The organism is Streptomyces sp. NPDC001927 (genome assembly GCF_053594455.1).
This window is the reverse complement of record NZ_JBSFEN010000012.1, coordinates 18,818-34,997: the sequence shown is the minus strand read 5'-3', so window position 1 is coordinate 34,997 and position 16,180 is coordinate 18,818. Positions and strand designations below refer to the sequence as shown.

Annotated in this window: 17 protein-coding genes and 1 other RNA gene; 8 read left to right on the top strand and 10 right to left on the bottom strand. The window is 73.2% G+C overall.

Annotated elements, in window-relative coordinates:
- Positions 1 to 12 precede the first annotated feature (12 nt).
- Positions 13 to 996: a small ribosomal subunit Rsm22 family protein gene (locus ACWCO8_RS29710; RefSeq protein WP_451034855.1), complete on the bottom strand. Its 984-nt coding sequence runs from the start codon at positions 994 to 996 to the stop codon at positions 13 to 15.
- A 29-nt stretch (positions 997 to 1,025) separates the two neighbouring features.
- The gene (locus tag ACWCO8_RS29705; RefSeq protein ID WP_451034854.1) at positions 1,026 to 2,300 is read right to left on the bottom strand and encodes a Bcr/CflA family multidrug efflux MFS transporter; all 1,275 of its coding nucleotides are present in this window, start codon (positions 2,298 to 2,300) and stop codon (positions 1,026 to 1,028) included.
- Between the two features lie 113 nt (positions 2,301 to 2,413).
- Here ACWCO8_RS29705 and ACWCO8_RS29700 point away from each other — a divergent pair, with 113 nt between their 5' ends.
- Entirely contained in the window at positions 2,414 to 3,412 is a 999-nt protein-coding gene (locus ACWCO8_RS29700) for a Gfo/Idh/MocA family protein (protein ID WP_451034853.1), read from the top strand.
- On the opposite strand, the gene ACWCO8_RS29695 is transcribed toward ACWCO8_RS29700, so the two are convergent.
- The gene (locus tag ACWCO8_RS29695) at positions 3,399 to 5,060 is read right to left on the bottom strand and encodes an alkaline phosphatase D family protein (RefSeq protein ID WP_451034852.1); all 1,662 of its coding nucleotides are present in this window, start codon (positions 5,058 to 5,060) and stop codon (positions 3,399 to 3,401) included. The two genes, ACWCO8_RS29700 and ACWCO8_RS29695, sit on opposite strands and share 14 nt — an antisense overlap.
- Positions 5,061 to 5,195: 135 nt before the next feature.
- Between ACWCO8_RS29695 and ACWCO8_RS29690 the strand changes: the two genes are divergently transcribed.
- Positions 5,196 to 5,951, top strand: coding sequence for an SDR family oxidoreductase (locus ACWCO8_RS29690; protein ID WP_451034851.1), 756 nt, complete (start codon positions 5,196 to 5,198; stop codon positions 5,949 to 5,951).
- Positions 5,952 to 6,027: 76 nt separating this feature from the next.
- On the opposite strand, the gene ACWCO8_RS29685 is transcribed toward ACWCO8_RS29690, so the two are convergent.
- Complete coding sequence (locus ACWCO8_RS29685) at positions 6,028 to 6,351, bottom strand: nuclear transport factor 2 family protein (protein ID WP_451034850.1); 324 nt, start codon at positions 6,349 to 6,351, stop codon at positions 6,028 to 6,030.
- Between the two features lie 111 nt (positions 6,352 to 6,462).
- On the opposite strand from ACWCO8_RS29685, the gene ACWCO8_RS29680 reads away from it, so the two are divergent.
- Complete coding sequence (locus tag ACWCO8_RS29680) at positions 6,463 to 6,789, top strand: MazG-like family protein (protein WP_362016590.1); 327 nt, start codon at positions 6,463 to 6,465, stop codon at positions 6,787 to 6,789.
- Positions 6,790 to 6,885: 96 nt separating this feature from the next.
- On the top strand, positions 6,886 to 7,068 hold the full coding sequence (locus tag ACWCO8_RS29675) for a hypothetical protein (protein WP_451034849.1): 183 nt from the start codon (positions 6,886 to 6,888) through the stop codon (positions 7,066 to 7,068).
- Positions 7,069 to 7,109: 41 nt separating this feature from the next.
- Here ACWCO8_RS29675 and rnpB read toward each other — a convergent pair.
- Positions 7,110 to 7,510: RNase P RNA component class A (rnpB, locus tag ACWCO8_RS29670), an RNA gene on the bottom strand.
- A gap of 107 nt (positions 7,511 to 7,617) precedes the next feature.
- On the opposite strand from rnpB, the gene ACWCO8_RS29665 reads away from it, so the two are divergent.
- Complete coding sequence (locus ACWCO8_RS29665; RefSeq protein WP_451034848.1) at positions 7,618 to 8,382, top strand: MerR family transcriptional regulator; 765 nt, start codon at positions 7,618 to 7,620, stop codon at positions 8,380 to 8,382.
- On the top strand, positions 8,379 to 9,188 hold the full coding sequence (locus ACWCO8_RS29660; protein ID WP_451034847.1) for a hypothetical protein: 810 nt from the start codon (positions 8,379 to 8,381) through the stop codon (positions 9,186 to 9,188). Before ACWCO8_RS29665 ends, ACWCO8_RS29660 begins: the two co-directional genes overlap by 4 nt.
- A gap of 26 nt (positions 9,189 to 9,214) precedes the next feature.
- Here the strand turns inward: ACWCO8_RS29660 and ACWCO8_RS29655 are convergent, their stop codons facing one another.
- Positions 9,215 to 10,663, bottom strand: coding sequence for an RNB domain-containing ribonuclease (locus tag ACWCO8_RS29655; RefSeq protein ID WP_451034846.1), 1,449 nt, complete (start codon positions 10,661 to 10,663; stop codon positions 9,215 to 9,217).
- 97 nt (positions 10,664 to 10,760) lie between these two features.
- Between ACWCO8_RS29655 and yaaA the strand changes: the two genes are divergently transcribed.
- Positions 10,761 to 11,525, top strand: coding sequence for a peroxide stress protein YaaA (gene yaaA / locus ACWCO8_RS29650; RefSeq protein WP_451034845.1), 765 nt, complete (start codon positions 10,761 to 10,763; stop codon positions 11,523 to 11,525).
- 96 nt (positions 11,526 to 11,621) lie between these two features.
- The gene (locus tag ACWCO8_RS29645) at positions 11,622 to 12,260 is read left to right on the top strand and encodes a bifunctional 4-hydroxy-2-oxoglutarate aldolase/2-dehydro-3-deoxy-phosphogluconate aldolase (RefSeq protein WP_451034844.1); all 639 of its coding nucleotides are present in this window, start codon (positions 11,622 to 11,624) and stop codon (positions 12,258 to 12,260) included.
- 7 nt (positions 12,261 to 12,267) lie between these two features.
- On the opposite strand, the gene ACWCO8_RS29640 is transcribed toward ACWCO8_RS29645, so the two are convergent.
- The 4 genes from ACWCO8_RS29640 to ACWCO8_RS29625 form a co-directional block, all read right to left on the bottom strand.
- Complete coding sequence (locus ACWCO8_RS29640) at positions 12,268 to 13,101, bottom strand: GNAT family N-acetyltransferase (RefSeq protein WP_451034843.1); 834 nt, start codon at positions 13,099 to 13,101, stop codon at positions 12,268 to 12,270.
- Between the two features lie 64 nt (positions 13,102 to 13,165).
- On the bottom strand, positions 13,166 to 14,608 hold the full coding sequence (locus tag ACWCO8_RS29635) for a bifunctional RNase H/acid phosphatase (RefSeq protein WP_451034842.1): 1,443 nt from the start codon (positions 14,606 to 14,608) through the stop codon (positions 13,166 to 13,168).
- Positions 14,608 to 15,351 (bottom strand): zinc ribbon domain-containing protein, encoded by a 744-nt coding sequence (locus ACWCO8_RS29630; RefSeq protein ID WP_451035054.1) that lies wholly within the window; start codon positions 15,349 to 15,351, stop codon positions 14,608 to 14,610. Before ACWCO8_RS29630 ends, ACWCO8_RS29635 begins: the two co-directional genes overlap by 1 nt.
- The gene (locus ACWCO8_RS29625; RefSeq protein ID WP_362016573.1) at positions 15,348 to 16,172 is read right to left on the bottom strand and encodes a Nif3-like dinuclear metal center hexameric protein; all 825 of its coding nucleotides are present in this window, start codon (positions 16,170 to 16,172) and stop codon (positions 15,348 to 15,350) included. Before ACWCO8_RS29625 ends, ACWCO8_RS29630 begins: the two co-directional genes overlap by 4 nt.
- Positions 16,173 to 16,180: the final 8 nt, after the last annotated feature.

Below are 16,180 nucleotides of genomic sequence, written 5' to 3'. Positions count from 1 at the left end.
GCCCCTCGCCCGCTACTCCGGGGGCCAGGGGTCGCCCCACTCGACGTCCCGGGCGGCCTTGTAGAGCGTCCCGTGGCGCTTCGTGACCGTCTCGCGGGTCAGCCCGGTCTCCTCGGGGCCGCAGAGCTCGAGCAGCACCTGGCCCTTGCGGATCTGCGGCCTCCGGGTCACCCGCGAGGCCACCGGGGCGACGGGGAACCGGGTCGCCGCCACGTAGGCGAACTTCTCGTCCTCGTACGGCAGCGAACCGCCCTTCACCTTCCGGTGCAGCGAGGACCTGCTCACCCGGGCCGCGAAGTGGCACCAGTCCTTGCCCGGCTCGATCGGGCAGGCCCCGCTGTGCGGGCACGGCGCGGCGACGGTGAACCCCGCCTCCACGAGGAGGGAGCGCGCGGCGATGATCCGCTCGTAGCCGTCGGGGGTGCCGGGCTCGACGATCACGACCGCCTGCGCGACCCGCGCGGCCTCGGTCACGAGCGCCGTCCGGTCGGCCTCGGTCAGCTCCTTCAGGACGTACGAGACGGTCACCAGGTCCGTCGCGTCGAGCCGCAGGGCCCCGCCGATCCGGGCGCGGCGCCACTCGGCGTCGAAGACCCCGCCGGCCAGCTCCTCGCCGAGGGCGAGGGCGGGCTCCGCCCAGTCGAGGACGGTGGTGCGCGGGGCGCCGTCCCAGGCCTCCGCGACCGCCCAGCTCGCCGCTCCGGTGCCGCCGCCGACGTCGGTGTGCGTGGCCGGCTCCCACGCGGGCGCCGCGCCCCGCAGGGCGTCGAGGGTCGCGCGTACCGCCTCGAACGTCGCCGGCATCCGGTACGCGGCGTACGCGGCGACGTCGGAGCGGTCGCGGAGGACCGGGGCATCGGTCGGGGTGGTCCCCCGGTAGTTGGCGATCAGCCGGTCGACGGCCTGGGTCGCCTGGCGCGGCGGCAGCCCGTCGAGCAGCCCGGCGAGCGCGGCACGCAGCGCGTCACCGGAAGCGAGGGAGGGGGAGGCGTTCACCTCCACATTTTAGGCGGTCGGTGGGAGCGCTAGGCCGTCGGCTGGGAGCGCCAGGGCCGGCACAGGCCGAGGAAGCAGGCGAGCGCTCCGGCCGCGCAGACCAGCTGGACGACGGCCATCGGCACGGCCGTCGCCTCGCCGGCGATGCCGACGAGCGGGGAGGCGATCGCGCCGATCAGGAAGGACGAGGTGCCGAGGAGCGCGGAGGCCGAGCCCGCCGCGTACGGGGTGCGCATCAGCGCCTGCGCGTTGGTGTTGGGCAGGACGAGACCCATCGCCGACATCAGGACGAACAGACCGGCGGCGACGGCGCCGAGCGAGGGCTTCCCGAAGACCCCGCTCGTCATGACGAGCAGCGCCGCCGCGGCGAGCACGATCACACCGAGCCCCCAGCCCAGGGCCTTGTCCAGACTGACCCGGCCGACGAGCAGCTTGCCGTTGATCTGGCCGACGGCGACGAGACCGATGGAGTTGAGGCCGAAGAGCAGGCTGAAGGTCTGGGGTGAGGCGCCGTAGATCTCCTGGACCACGAACGGCGAAGCGCTGATGTACGCGAAGAGCGCGGCGAAGCCGAGGCCGCCGGCCAGCATGTAGCCGGTGAAGACCCGGTCCGCGAGCAGCCCGCGCATGGTGCGCAGCGCCTCGCCCACGCCGCCTTCGTGGCGCCGCTCGGGCGGCAGCGTCTCGCCCAGCCACTTCCAGACCACCAGGGTCAGCAGGACGCCGATGACGGCGAGGACGTAGAAGACGCCCCGCCAGTCGGTGATCCGCAGGATCTGGCCGCCGATGAGCGGGGCGATGATCGGGGCGACGCCGGAGATCAGCATCAGGGTGGAGAAGAACCGGGCCATCTCGACGCCGTCGTACAGATCGCGGACGACGGCCCGGGCGATGACGATGCCCGCCGCGCCCGCCAGGCCCTGGAGCAGCCGGAAGCCGATGAGCAGCTCGACGGTGGGCGCGAAGGCGCAGACCGCGGTGGCGGCGACGTACACGAGCATGCCGATGAGCAGCGGACGGCGGCGCCCCCACTTGTCGCTCATCGGGCCGACGACGAGCTGGCCGAGCGCCATGCCGGCGAGGCAGGCGGTCAGGGTCAGCTGGACGGTCGCGGCGGGCGAGCGGAGCATCTGGGTGACCTCCGGCAGCGCCGGCAGGTACATGTCCATGGAGAGCGGCGGGAGCGCGGTGAGACCGCCGAGCACGAGCGTGACGAGCAGGCTCGCGCGCCGCGCGGGGGCGGCGGAACCGGCGGATATGTGTCCTTGCGTGGCTTGCTTCGTGGGCTGGCCGCTCTCCGGCATCGACTGCTCCATTTCGTTGAAACTTTCCCTATGCTCTCAGCTCGTCGGGACAGGTCGAGACCTTTCTGAGGTGGGGCATGGGGTCGGGCATGGGGTCGGGCATGGGGTCGGGCATGGAAAAGACCGTGCGGTGGGGCGTCCTCGCGACGGGCGGGATCGCGGCGAAGTTCGCCGACGAGCTGCGCGCGACGGACGGCGCGGAGGTGGTGGCCGTGGCCTCCCGTACGGAGGCGTCGGCGCGGGCCTTCGCGGACCGGTTCGGGATACCGAAGGCGTACGGGGAGTGGTCCGCGCTCGCCGCCGACCCGGACGTCGACGTGGTGTACGTGGCGACCCCGCACCACGCGCACCGGGAGGCCGCCGGGCTCGCCCTGGAGGCGGGCAAGGCGGTCCTCTGCGAGAAGGCTCTCACCCTGAACGCCGGCGAGGCAGAGGAGTTGGTCGCGCTCGCCCGGGACCGTGGTCTCTTCCTGATGGAGGCCATGTGGATGTACTGCAACCCGCTGATCCGGCGGATCGCGGAGCTGGTACGGGACGGGGCGATCGGTGAGGTGAGGACCGTCCAGGCGGACTTCGGTCTGGCCGGCCCGTTCGCCGCCGACCACCGGCTGCGCGACCCGGCGGTCGGCGGCGGGGCGCTCCTGGACCTCGGCGTCTACCCGGTCTCCTTCGCCCAGCTGCTGCTCGGCGAGCCCGACACGGTCCAGGCGCACGCGCTCCTTTCGCCCGAGGGCGTGGACCTGAACACGGGGATGCTCCTCGGCTGGTCGTCCGGGGCCTCGGCCCTGCTGTCGTGCTCGGTGGTGGCGGACACCCCGATGACGGCGTCCGTGACGGGCTCGGCGGGCCGGATCGACCTCCCGCACGGCTTCTTCTTCCCGGACCGCTTCACGCTGCGGCGGCCCGGCCGGGAGCCGGAGGAGTTCGTGCTCGACGGCGACCGGCAGTCCCTCCGCCCGGAGGCGGAGGAGGTCGTGCGCTGCCTGCGCGAGGGCCTGACGGAGTCCCCGCTCGTACCGCTGGACGGATCGCTGGCGGTGATGCGGACGCTCGACGCGGTACGGGCCCGCGTCGGCGTCCGCTACCCCCAGGAGCTCGCTATGCGGGCTTGAGCCCGGGGTTCCCCGCCTCCGTGACGAAGGAGCCGGCCGTGGTGACCGGGGCGCCCGGGGTCGTCACGGCCGAGACCGTACGGAAGTCGGCGCGGGCGCTGTCCTGCCCGAGCGCGACCGTCACATAGCCGCGCCGCCCGTTGTAGAACTTCAGGTGCGGGTTGGCGGCCGTGAGGTTGTCGTAGTTGGCGGGCCGGTCGGCGCCGTCCTTGCCGCTGGCGATCGAGGTGGCGACGATCTCGGTGCCGAGGGTGCGGGAGGCGGGGTCGCGGTGGTCGGCCTTGATGTCGAGGCCGTAGCCGACGTGGACGTCGCCGGTGAGGACCATCAGGTTCTCGACGCCGGCCGCCGTCGCGCCGTCCAGGATGCGCTGCCGGGAGGCCGGGTAGCCGTCCCAGGAGTCCATGGAGAGCTTGAAGGCGTCGGTCGGCACGTCGCGCCGCTCGGCGAAGACGACCTGCTGCGGGACGACGTTCCAGAGCGCGCGCGAGGCGCGCCAGCCGTCGAGCAGCCAGCGTTCCTGCGTGGCGCCGGTCATGGTGCGGCTCGGGTCCTCGGACTCGGGCCCCGGAACCCGCCAGCCGTCGCCGTACGCCTGGTCGGAGCGGTACTGGCGGGTGTCGAGGATGTCGAACTGGGCGAGCCGCCCGAAGCGGAGCCGCCGGTAGAGCCGCATGTCGGCCCCCTGGGGCTGCTGGGGCCTGCGGAGCGGCTGGTTCTCCCAGTAGGCGCGGTAGGCGGCGGCGCGGCGGATCAGGAACTCCTCCGGCGGCACGTCGTTCTCGGGGGTGCCGCCCGCGTAGTTGTTCTCGGTCTCGTGGTCGTCCCAGGTGACGGCGAAGGGATGCGCGGCGTGGGCGGCCATGAGGTCGGGGTCCGACTTGTAGAGGGCGTACCGCAGCCGGTAGTCCTCCAGGGTGATCGTCTCCCGGTTGAAGACGGCGGGGAGCCGGCGGTCGGTGTAGGCGCGGGCGCCGCCGGTGGCGTTGACGGCGTACTCGTAGAGGTAGTCGCCGAGGTGGAAGACGACGTCGACGTCCTCCTGGGCGAGGTGCCGGTAGGCGGTGAAGTAGCCGTCGTGGTACGCCTGGCAGGAGACGGCGGCGATCTTGAGCTCGGTTATTCGGGTGCTGGGCGCGGGCGCGGTACGGGTGCGGCCGACGGGGCTGGCCCAGTCGCCGACGAGGAACCGGTAGTAGTACACGCGGTCCGCGCCGAGGCGGTCGACGGGGACGTGGACGCTGTGCTGGAACTCGGGGTGGGCGGTGACGCTGCCGCGCCGTACGACCCGGGTGAAGCGCTCGTCGTGGGCGAGCTCCCAGCGGACGGCGACCCGGGTGCGGGGCAGTCCGGCGTCGGGCTCGAAGGGGCGGGGCGCGAGCCGGGTCCACAGGAGCACGGAGCCGGGGAGCGGGTCACCGGACGCCACTCCCAGGGTGAACGGGTTCTCGGTGATCCGGCGCGGGTTCAGCTCGGCGGCGCTCGCGGCGCCGGCGGCCGGCAGCTGGACGGCGAAGGCGAGCGCGGCGGCGGCGCCGGTGGCGGTGAGGAAACGGCGGCGGGTGGCGCCCTCGAAGTGGCGGGCGGCGGCGCGGAGTTCGTCGGTGTGGGCGGACCGGTCGGCTGCGGATTCCTGCGGGTACGTCATGTGCCCCTCCCCTGACGGATGTTGTCCGTGAGGCATTGGAGTGGCGCGGGACGTCCCTGGGTTGTCGGGTACAGAACATCCGCGTGTCGGACGGATGAGTTCCCTGTGCACCGATCTCCCGTACGCTGCGCGCCCATGAGCACTGAGTCGCGGGTCGCGGTGGTGACGGGAGCGGGTTCGGGCATCGGCCGGGGTGTGGCCCTTGCCCTGGCCGGGGCGGGCTGGCAGGTGGCGCTTGCGGGCCGCAGGCGGGAGCCCCTGGAGGAGACGGCAGCGCTGTCCCCCTCCCCGGACGTCGTCTGCGTCCCGACGGACGTGACGTCCCCGGAGGCGGTGGGGGCGCTCTTCGACTCGGTACGGGAGCGGTGGGGCCGGGTCGACCTGCTGTTCAACAACGCGGGCACGTTCGCGGGCGGCGGGACCCCGGTGGAGGAGCTGGCCTACGAGACCTGGCGCTCGGTCGTCGACGTCAACCTGACGGGCGCGTTCCTGTGCGCGCAGGCGGCCTTCCGGACGATGAAGGAGCAGTCGCCGCAGGGCGGCCGGATCATCAACAACGGCTCGATCTCGGCGCACGTACCGCGCCCGCACTCGATCGCGTACACGGCGACGAAGCACGCGATGACGGGCCTGACGAAGTCCCTGTCGCTGGACGGCCGCCCGTACCGGATCGCCTGCGGCCAGATCGACATCGGGAACGCGGCGACGGACATGACGGCCCGGATGCAGACGGGCATCCTGCAGGCGAACGGCCAACTGGCCCCGGAACCGGTGATGGACGCGGCGGACGTGGCGGCGACGGTCGTCCACATGGCGGCCCTGCCGCTGGAGGCGAACATCCAGTTCGCGACGGTGATGGCGACGACGATGCCGTACATCGGCCGGGGGTAGGGGCTTCCGCCCCCCACCCGGCCGGGGGTAGGGGGCTTCCGCCCCCACCCCCGACGGCGGCTTAGGCCTGCCCGGCCTAGGCCTGCCCGGTCTCGAAGCGGGCGACCTTCCCGCCCTCGACCGAGAAGTGCCACTTGGTCCGCATCTCACCCCAGGTGTCATTGCGGAACCGGGCGACGAGGGAACGCCCACCGTCCTTCTCGGACTCGATCTCCATGTGACCGCGCGAGGAGAAGATCTCCTTCTCGGTCCACTCGTCGAGGTCCCGGTCGGACCCGTCGTCGGACATGGTGGCTCCAGGCGTGAGGGCCGCCTGGAAGGCCTGCTGGTCATTGGCGTTGAGGGCAGCGACGAAGGCACGCACGGCGGGGTCGCTGATCTTGTCGACAGGAATCGTCATGCGCCTACCGGTACACCGCCCACCCCCGCCCACCACGGACCCGGGCCGGAGGTGTGACGCGCGTCGGTACGGGGACTCGGCCACCTGGCGGAGCTGGCAGGCTTCGGTCCCATGACCGACCTCATGGACGACCCCTGGCGCACGATCGCCCGCCTCGCCTCCTGGATCTCGGACCACCACACCCTGCCGCCGGAACAGGACGTCCTGATGCGCGTTCTGAAGCTCTCCGAGGAGGTCGGGGAGGTGGCGGAGGCGGTGATCGGGGCTACGGGGCAGAATCCGCGCAAGGGCACGAGCCACACCTGGCAGGACGTCGAGTCGGAGCTGTGCGACGTGATCATCACGGCGATGGTGGCCCTGCGCACCCTGAACCCGGACGCACCGGAGGTCTTCGCGGGGCATGTGCGCAGGGTGGCGGCCCGCTCGTTGGAGGAGTGACGGCCGGCGTTGTCAGTCCCGTACGCCATCCTTGGGCGCATGCCCATGCCGATGCCCCGAGCCGCCTGCCCCGTCTGCGGCCGTACCGTCGCCCTGATGCCAACGAAGAGGCTGGGCCACGGCGCGGTCGTCGACCACAAGCGGGAACGCAAGTCCCTGCTCCTGTGCACCGGTTCGGCCACCCACCTCCCCCTCGCCCACGCGACGGCCTGGCAGCTGGAGCTGGGGGCGAGGGACACGGCGGGCTCCACGCCGGACGAGACCATGCCGCTCTTCTGAGGCCGGCGTCGGGAAGCGCCACCGCCCGTGGTGGGAAGAGGCAGACGAGTCGGGCTGTACGCCGGGTTCTGTTCCCCGGGACCTCGCGGTCGTCGGGGTGACGGCCATCCATCTAGGGCCGACGTTGCCGCCGGCCTCGTGCGGTCTACCCGCGAACTCGGGCGAGCAGCCCTCGGTCGTTCGCGCAGAGTCGTCCGAGGACGACCCCTCTTGACCTTGCTCCGGGTGGGGTTTACCTAGCCGCCTGAGTCACCTCAGGCGCTGGTGGTCTCTTACACCACCGTTTCACCCTTACCGAGGACCGAGGTCCCCGGCGGTCTGTTTTCTGTGGCACTGTCCCGCGGGTCACCCCGGGTGGCCGTTAGCCACCACCCTGCCCTGTGGAGCCCGGACGTTCCTCGGGAGGATCCGAGGATCCCCACGCGGCCGCCCGCCCGGCTCGTCTGCCGTGCCGACCATGCTACCCGCCGCGTCCCGCCCGCTTGACCCGCGGGGACCCGCGCCGCGTCCGCTTGACCTTGTCGCAGCGTCAGGGTTTGTACTGGGCTCATGCGAATCGGCGAGATCGCCGCCCTCGTCGGGATCACCCCGCGGGCCGTGCGGCACTACCACCACCTCGGACTGCTGCCCGAGCCCGTACGGCGGGCCAACGGCTACCGCGAGTACGGCATCCGGGACGCCGTTCTGCTCGCCCGGATCCGACGCCTCGCCGAGCTCGGGCTCGGGCTCGACGAGGTGCGGGACGTGCTCGCCGACGACGAGGGGCGCGAGCTCGTGGAGGTGCTCGAGGAGCTCGACGCCGATCTCAGGCGGCAGGAGGCCGTGATCCGGGCCCGCCGGGAGCGGCTCACCGAGCTGCTCGGGGAGGCGCGGGCCGGGCGGCTGACCGCCGAGGGGCCCGTCTCCCCGGAGCTGGCCGGGCTGTTCTCGGGCCTCGGCGAGGTCCCGGAGTCCCCGATGGCCGCCAAGGACCGGGAGATCCTCGCCCTGCTCGACTCCGTCGCGCCCGACGAGGAGCGCTCGCGGCTCATCGGCGCGATGCGCTCCATGACCGAGGACCCGGAGGCCGTCGCCCGCGCCCACGACGTGTACGTGCGGCTCGACGCCCTCGCCGACGCCGCCGCCGACGACCCGCGCGTGGCGGAGGCCGGGGAGGCCCTCGCCGCCTGTCTGCCGGACTCGCTGATCGCGGACATCGGCGAGCACGATCTGCCCGGGGGCCGGCTCGCCGAGGCCTTCTTCGGCGACTTCTCCGCCGCCCAGGCCGCCGCCGTCCACCACGCCTTCCACGTCCTCAGGGAGCGCAACCGATGACCGCCCTCATCCGCCTCATGCGCGCCGTCGCCTACGTCTTCCTCCCCGCCGAGGTCGTCCTCCTCGTCCTGCTCGTGTCGGGGGTACGGATACCTCCGGCCGCCCTCGCCGCCGCCGAGCTCACCGGCCTGGTCCTGTTCGTGGTCGGCGCCGCTGTCTTCGTACGGCTCTGGCGACGCGAGCGCTCCGCCCGCCGGGCCCTCGGGGAGCTGGTGCCCGAGCCCGTGCTCCGGATCATCGGGCACGAGCTGCGCCTGATGGCGAGCCTCGCCCTGTGGGTGGGCCGGCGGCGCGTCGGCGTACGCCCCGGCGACCAGGCGTTCGGGCACGCCCGCGACCAGGCGGCCCTGATGTACGGCTTCGCGTTCGTCTGCCTCGTCGAGACCGTCGGCATGTCGTACCTGCTGGCCGACTGGCCCGTCGTCCACGCGATCGTGCTCGTCCTGGACGTGTACACGGTCCTGTTCGTCCTCGGCCTGCACGGCGCCTCCGCCGTCCGCCCGCACGTCCTCACCGCCGACACGCTCCACCTGCGGCAGGCCGCGCACGTCGACCTCCGCATCCCGCTGGACCGGATCGCCTCCGTACGGCACGAGCTGGTCTTCACGCACGAGAAGAAGAAGGAGGGCGAGCTGAACCTCGCCGTCGCCTCCCAGACCTCCCTCACCATCGAGCTGACCGAGCCCTTCGACGCGCCCAAGTTCTTCGGCGGGACCCGGCCGGTACGCATCGTGCGCTGCCACGCCGACGACGCGCGGGCGCTCTACCGGGCGCTGACGCACTCGGTCGCGGCTACCGCCGCCTGACTCAGCCCGGGCTCAGGCCTCGTGACTCACTCCGGCACGTGCTCGAAGAGGACCTTGTCCCTGTCCGGGTCCGCCGGGTCGGCCTTCGTCAGCTTCGCCTTCACCGGCGTCCCCTCCTTCAGCCTCTGCTGACTCTTCACCGTGCCCACCACGGCCGGGTCCTTCAGATGCACGACACCCTTCCGGCCCGCGCTGTCTCTCACGTCGATCACGAACCCGTCGAAGACCTGGCCGATCCGGTCCTTCAGCAGCGCCGCCTCGACGACGTCCATGCTCTGCCGGTCGGCATCCTTGCCGCGCCCCCGCTCCATGTCGGCCGGCAGCGTCGCCAGCGCGTCCGTGACCCACGCGGGTGGTGCCTGGCCCGCGACGGCCGCCAGACAGAGCTCGCCCACATAGCGGTCGACCAGGCGACGCAGGGGCGCGGTGCAGTGGGTGTACTCGTCCGCGATGGCGGAATGGACCATGGAGTCCGGCAGATGGCCGCCCTCGAAGTGGAGGTAGGCGGACTTCTCGAACAGGCCGGTGGCGGCGTCCATGAGGAAGGCGGCGTGCCGGGGGTTGTCCGCCGGATCGAGCGAGCGGATGAGCTCCGCGTACGAGAGGTGGTGCGGCCAGTCGATCTCCAGCGCCTGTGCGGAGCGGCGCAGCCTCTCGACCCCGTCCGGAGCGGCCCCGAGGGTGCGCAGGACCCCGGTGCCCGCGCCGATCATCAGATCGGCCGCGGCCATGCCGGTGAGCAGGGAGATCTGCTCGTTCCAGCCGTCGACCGGGCGCGGGGCGCGGTAGACGAGGGTGTACGAGTTGCCCGCCTCGACGACCTCCTGTTCCGGGAGTTCGAGGGAGACCCCGCCGCGTTCGACCTCCAGGGCCTCGCGGAGCGTGCCCACCGTCTTGAGCAGGGCGAGCGGTTCCTCGGCCGTACCCGCCTCGATCTGCTGCTGGGCGCCGGCGTAGTCGAGCCTGAGGATGCTGCGGACGCGCGCGCGGCGCACGTCGACATCGACCTGGTAGCCGTCGGCGTCCAGGTCGAAGCGCCAGAGCAGGGCGGGCGCGGTCTGGTCGGGCAGCAGGCTGGCGGCGCCCTCGGAGAGGACCGGGGGGTGCAGCGGGATCTTCTCGTCGGGGAAGTAGAGGGTCTCGACGCGCCGGTGGGCCTCCTTGTCGAGCGCGCCGCCGGCGGTGACGAACGCGGCGACGTCGGCGATGGCGTAGTGGACGCGGTAGCCGCCGCCCGGCCGACGGGCGAGGTGCATGGCCTGGTCGAGGTCGCGGGAGCCCGGCGGGTCGATGGTGAAGAAGGGGATGTCGGTGGCGTCGTACTCCGGCAGCCGCGGGGCGGCCGCGGCCGCCTCCGCCTCGGCGAGGACGGCCGGAGGGAAGCTCACCGGGACCTGCATCCGGGTCCTCAGTTCGCGCAGCGCGGCCCGCAGGTCCTCGGCTGCGCCGGTCACGTGGATGTGGCGGCGTGGCATGGACCGAGCGTATGGCGGAGGGCGGGGCCCGGCACTTTGTAGGCTGAACGTCCTGGGGCCGCACCCCCAGCCCCTGGTCGTACGAAGGAGAACCACCGTGCTCGTGCTGTTGCCGCCGTCGGAGGGTAAGGCCGCGTCGGGGCGCGGGGCGCCGCTCAAGCCGGAGTCCCTGTCGCTGCCGGGCCTTGCCGGGGCACGGGCGGCGGTCCTCGACGAGCTGGTCGAGCTGTGCGTCGCCGACGAGGAGAAGGCCCGCGAGGTGCTCGGGCTGAGCGAGGGGCTGCGCGGCGAGATCGCCAAGAACACGGAGCTGCGGACGGCCGGCGCCCGGCCGGCGGGTGAGATCTACACGGGCGTGCTGTACGACGCGCTCGGCCTGGCCACGCTCGACCCGGCGGCCCGGAAGCGGGCCCGGAACTCGCTCCTGGTGTTCTCGGGGCTGTGGGGCGCGGTCCGGGTGGACGACCGGATCCCCTCGTACCGCTGCTCGATGGGCGTGAAGCTGCCGGGGCTCGGCGCGCTGGTGGCGCACTGGCGGCACGCGATGGCGACGGTCATGCCGGAGGCCGCCGGGGACGGGCTCGTCCTGGACCTGCGGTCCTCGGCGTACGTCTCGGCGTGGAAGCCGAAGGGCGAGGTGGCGGCGCGGACGGCGACGGTACGGGTCCTGCACGCGCCGACGCGGAAGGTGGTCAGCCACTTCAACAAGGCGACGAAGGGCCGGATCGTGCGCAGCCTCCTGGAGGCGGGCGCGGCCCCGAAGAACCCGGCGGAGCTGGTGGAGGCGCTGCGGGACCTGAAGTACGTGGTGGAGGAGGGCAAGGCGGGGGCGCTGGACGTACTGGTGGACGAGATCCACTAGGGGACGAAAGGGTAAGGAAGGAGCGAAAGGGCAGGGGCGTTGCACTCCATGCAACGCTCGTTGCGCAGGATGGCATCGCCCGGCAGGATGGGCGCCATGACCTCCGCGCTGCCCTCCGCCTCCGTTCTCGACCTCGCCCCCGTCGTCCCGGTCGTGGTGATCGAGGACGCCGCCGACGCCGTACCGCTGGCCCGGGCGCTGGTCGCGGGTGGTCTGCCCGCGATCGAGGTGACCCTGCGGACGCCCGCCGCGCTCGACGCGATCCGGGCCATCGCCGCCGAGGTCCCGGACGCCGTCGTCGGCGCGGGCACCGTCATCTCCCCGGCGGGCGTCGCGGACGCGGTCGACGCGGGGGCCCGCTTCCTGGTCAGCCCCGGCTGGACGGACGGCCTGCTGGACGCCATGAAGGCCTCCGACGTGCCGTTCCTGCCGGGCGTCTCGACCACCTCGGAGGTCGTGGCCCTCCTCGAACGCGGGGTGGGCGAGATGAAGTTCTTCCCGGCCGAGGCCGCGGGTGGAGTCCCCTACCTGAAGTCCCTCTCGGGCCCCCTCCCCCAGGCCCGCTTCTGCCCGACCGGCGGCATCTCCCTGACCTCGGCCCCGTCCTACCTCTCCCTGCCCAACGTCGGCTGCGTCGGCGGCACGTGGATGCTCCCCGCCGACGCCCTCGCGGCCCGCGACTGGGCGCGGGTCGAGACCCTGGCCCGCGAGGCGGCGGGGCTGCGCGCCCACTGACCGGCCGTCAGGTGATCGTCAGGCCTACGTGGTCCGTCACCGGCCGGTACCCCAGCCGCCGGTAAAGGGCGTTGCTCGTGGGGTTGGCCACGTCCGTGAAGAGGAGGACCTGGGCCGCGCCCGCGTCCAGGGCGGCTCGGGTGATCGCCGTGGTGACGGCGGCCGCGTAGCCGTGGCCGCGCTGGGCGGCCGGGGTGAAGACCGGTGAGACGCGGGCCTGGCCTGCGACGGTGCGCGAGACGCTCGCCATCGAGACCGGTCCGGCTTCGTCCGTCTCCCAGAGGTGGAGGCGGCCGTCGGCGACGCGGGGCTCGATGTTCGGGGTGTAGTCGACGTCGGCGTCCTCCCCGATGTCGCGGGCGAAGTGCCGCATCCACTCCACCGCGAGGGGGATGTCCTCCGCGCCCGCCGGCCTCGCCCGGCCCGGCGGCGCCGGGTCCGGTGGGGTGAGGTCGCCGAGGCGGTGCAGCCGCATGCGGCGCGCGGTCGTCCACGTCCGGCCCGACACCCGGCACAGCTCCCGCGCGAACGCCTCCGCCGTCTCCTCCTCGCCCCGTACGCCCGTCAACTCGGCCGCGTCCGGCAGGACATGGGCGAGGGCGCGAGCGGCCACGGCGGGCATCGGCCCGAGCGCCGGCTCGTGGGGCAGGGTGAACAGGAAGGCGCCGGTGACCCGGCCGTCCGGCTCGGTCCACCAGCCGTACCGGCCGGATGCGAGGGGGCGTCTGCGGGCGCCCTCGCTGACGGTCAGCAAGACGGTGTTGCGGGCGGGGTCGGCCGCGAAGTGGTCCACGGCCGCGGCCCGGAAGGCTTCGGCGTCCTCGGTGATGTGCCACGTCATGGCGACGATGGTGCTACGGGAGGAGGGGGCGGGCCATCGATTTCCATGACCCGCCCCCTCCTGATCACCGCAGGTGGCTGGTGTCGTTCAGGAGCCGTACCGACGCGTTGCCGTCCGCGTAGTACGCCACCGCCGACAGCGAGGCCGCCGACAGCTCCATCCGGAACAGCGACTCCGGCGGGGCGCCGAGGGCCAGCCGGACCAGGGTCTTGATGGGCGTGACGTGCGTGACGAGCAGGACCGTACGGCCCGCGTACGCGGTGGTCAGCCGGTCCCGGGTCGCCGAGACGCGGCGGGCGACCGTCGCGAAGCTCTCGCCTCCGCCGGTCGGGGCGGCCTTGGGCGAGGCGAGCCAGGCGTCGAGGTCCTCGGCGTACCGCTCGCGCACCTCGCCGAAGGTCAGGCCCTCCCAGGCGCCGAAGTCGGTCTCGCGCAGCCCGTCCTCGACGCGTACGTCGAGTCCCAGGCGGGCGGCGACCGCCTCGGCGGTCTGGCGGCACCGCTTCAGCGGCGAGCTGACGATCTCCTGGATCGTGCCGCGCGCGGCGAGCGCGGTGGCGACGGCGTCGGCCTGCCGCAGCCCGGCGGCGGACAGCTCGGGGTCGGTGCCCCCGCTCCCCGAGAACCGCTTCTCGGGCGTGAGCGCCGTCTCCCCGTGCCGCAGCAGCACGAAGGTCGCGGGCGCCCCCATGTCGGCGGACCCCCAACCGGGAGCGGCGGCGGCAGGCGCGGAGGCCTGCGCCGAGGCCTCCGCCTCGAAGTCGCCGCTCGACACGGACGCGCGCTCCGCCGCCCCGGCCGCCGCCAGGGCGGCACGGGCCTGCGCCGCGACGGTCTCGTCGGCGGGGAAGAGGCCCTCGTCCGAGCGGACGGCAGCGGCGGCGGAGCCCGTACCGGCAGCTGAGCCCGTACGCGTAACACCACCACTGCCCGATCCCGCCAGCGCCGCCCTGGCTCGCGCCGCGCCGGCGGTCGCGTCGCCCGGCGGGCCCGCGGGGGCGGCGGACGCCGCGTTGCGGGCCGCCGAGGTGTCGAGCGCGGCCGTGGACGCCGACGGCTCCCACTGCTTGCCGCGCTTGCCCGCGTCCATCGCCTCGTTGGCGAGCCGGTCCGCGTGCTTGTTCTTCTCGCGCGGGATCCACTCGTACCGGACCTGGCTCGCCGGGAAGACCCGGGACGCCTCGGCCGCCAGCGGCTTCATGTCCGGGTGCTTGATCTTCCAGCGGCCCGACATCTGCTCGACGACCAGCTTGGAGTCCATCCGGACGTGCACCTTGGCGTCCGGGAACAGCTCGCGCGCCGCCTTGAGGCCGGCCACCAGGCCCTTGTACTCGGCCACGTTGTTCGTCGCGACGCCGATGTACTCGGCCCGCTCGGCGAGCGTCTCGCCGCTGACCGGGTCGAGGACCACGGCGCCGTAGCCGGCGGGGCCCGGGTTGCCCCGGGAGCCTCCGTCGGCCTCGACGACGACCTCGCCGACCCCGGCCCCTCCGCTCCTGGCCGTCATTACAGGCCGGACTCCGACGTGCGGACCAGGATCCGACGGCAGTTCTCGCAGCGCACCACCGTGTCCGTCGCGGCCGCGCGGACCTCGTTCAGCTCGGTGATGTTCAGCTCGATGTGGCAGCCCTCGCACTTGCGCTGGTACAGCCGGGCCGCGCCGACGCCGCCCTGCTGCTCGCGCAGCTTCTCGTAGAGCTTCATCAGGTCGGCCGGGACGGAGCCGGCCACGAGCTCGCGCTCCTTGCCGACCGAGGCGGCCTCGCTGTCGAGCTCGCCCTGCGCCGCGTCGCGGCGGGCGGTCGCGTCGTCGGTCTTGGCCTGGACGGCGGAGGACCGCTCGGTCAGCTCCGCGACCCGCTCGGCGGCCGACTCACGGCGCTCCATGACCTCCAGGACGATGTCCTCCAGGTCGCCCTGGCGCTTGGCGAGCGAGGTGATCTCGCGCTGGAGGTTCTCCAGGTCCTTCGGGGAGGAGACGGCGCCCGAGTCGAGACGCTGCTGGTCCCGGACGGCGCGCTGGCGCACCTGGTCGACGTCCTGCTCGGCCTTGGTCTGCTCGCGGGCGCAGTCGCTCTCCTCGGTCTGCGCGGCGACGAGCAGGTCGCGCACCTGCGTGAGGTCCTTGGTCAGCGACTCGATCTCGGCGTGCTCGGGAAGGGACTTGCGCTTGTGGGCGAGCTGCTGGAGACGGACGTCCAGGGCCTGGACGTCGAGGAGTCGGATCTGGTCGGCGGGCGCGGCGTTCAGTTGGGGGCTCCAGGGGAGGTGTGATGGGAGGACCAAGGGTCGGTGACCGTCTTCGAGACGTGGACGCGCAGGTCCCAGCCGTGGCGGTCGGAAATCTCGTCGAGCTGGGCGGCCGCCTGCTCGCACCAGGGCCATTCGGTGGCCCAGTGGGCGGCGTCGACCAGGCCGATCGGCGCGTGTTGGGTGGCCTCGGAGACCGGGTGGTGGCGCAGGTCGGCGGTGAGGAACGCGTCCACACCCGCGGCCCGTACGGCGTCGAAGAGGCTGTCGCCGGAGCCGCCGCTGACGGCGACCCGGCGCACGGTCATCCCCGGGTCGCCGGCGACCCGGATGCCCTGCGCGGTGGCGGGCAGCCGCTTCGCGGCGCGGGCCGCGAACTCGGCCAGCGTCTCGGGGTGGTCCAGCTCGCAGATCCTGCCGAGGTTGTTCTCGGGGACCAGGGGGCCGGTGATCCGCAGGTCGAGGGCGCCGGCGAGGGCGTCGGAGACGCCGGGCTCCGCGGTGTCGGCGTTGGTGTGCGCCACGTGCAGGGCGATGTCGTGCTTGATCAGGGTGTGCACGACGCGGCCCTTGAAGTGGGAGGCCGCGACCGTCGTCGTACCGCGCAGATAGAGCGGGTGGTGCGTGACGATCAGGTCGGCGCCGAGCGCGATCGCCTCGTCCGCGATCTCCTGGACGGGGTCGACCGCGAAGAGGACGCGGCCGATCTCGGCGTCGGGATCGCCGCAGACCGTGCCGACGGCGTCCCACTGCTCGGCCCGCTCGGGCGGCCAGAGGGCGTCGAGCGCGGCGATGACTTCGGACAGACGGGGACGAGACACGAGGGAAA

Excerpts from the sequence above, each read along its gene's own strand:
- ACWCO8_RS29705 (WP_451034854.1), bottom strand. The coding sequence starts at position 2,300 with ATGCCGGAGAGCGGCCAGCCCACGAAGCAAGCCACGCAAGGACACATA.
- ACWCO8_RS29700 (WP_451034853.1), top strand. The coding sequence starts at position 2,414 with ATGGAAAAGACCGTGCGGTGGGGCGTCCTCGCGACGGGCGGGATCGCG.
- ACWCO8_RS29695 (WP_451034852.1), bottom strand. The coding sequence starts at position 5,060 with ATGACGTACCCGCAGGAATCCGCAGCCGACCGGTCCGCCCACACCGAC.
- ACWCO8_RS29690 (WP_451034851.1), top strand. The coding sequence starts at position 5,196 with ATGAGCACTGAGTCGCGGGTCGCGGTGGTGACGGGAGCGGGTTCGGGC.
- ACWCO8_RS29685 (WP_451034850.1), bottom strand. The coding sequence starts at position 6,351 with ATGACGATTCCTGTCGACAAGATCAGCGACCCCGCCGTGCGTGCCTTC.
- ACWCO8_RS29680 (WP_362016590.1), top strand. The coding sequence starts at position 6,463 with ATGACCGACCTCATGGACGACCCCTGGCGCACGATCGCCCGCCTCGCC.
- ACWCO8_RS29675 (WP_451034849.1), top strand. The coding sequence starts at position 6,886 with ATGCCAACGAAGAGGCTGGGCCACGGCGCGGTCGTCGACCACAAGCGG.
- ACWCO8_RS29665 (WP_451034848.1), top strand. The coding sequence starts at position 7,618 with ATGCGAATCGGCGAGATCGCCGCCCTCGTCGGGATCACCCCGCGGGCC.
- ACWCO8_RS29660 (WP_451034847.1), top strand. The coding sequence starts at position 8,379 with ATGACCGCCCTCATCCGCCTCATGCGCGCCGTCGCCTACGTCTTCCTC.
- ACWCO8_RS29655 (WP_451034846.1), bottom strand. The coding sequence starts at position 10,663 with ATGCCACGCCGCCACATCCACGTGACCGGCGCAGCCGAGGACCTGCGG.
- ACWCO8_RS29645 (WP_451034844.1), top strand. The coding sequence starts at position 11,622 with ATGACCTCCGCGCTGCCCTCCGCCTCCGTTCTCGACCTCGCCCCCGTC.
- ACWCO8_RS29640 (WP_451034843.1), bottom strand. The coding sequence starts at position 13,101 with ATGACGTGGCACATCACCGAGGACGCCGAAGCCTTCCGGGCCGCGGCC.
- ACWCO8_RS29635 (WP_451034842.1), bottom strand. The coding sequence starts at position 14,608 with ATGACGGCCAGGAGCGGAGGGGCCGGGGTCGGCGAGGTCGTCGTCGAG.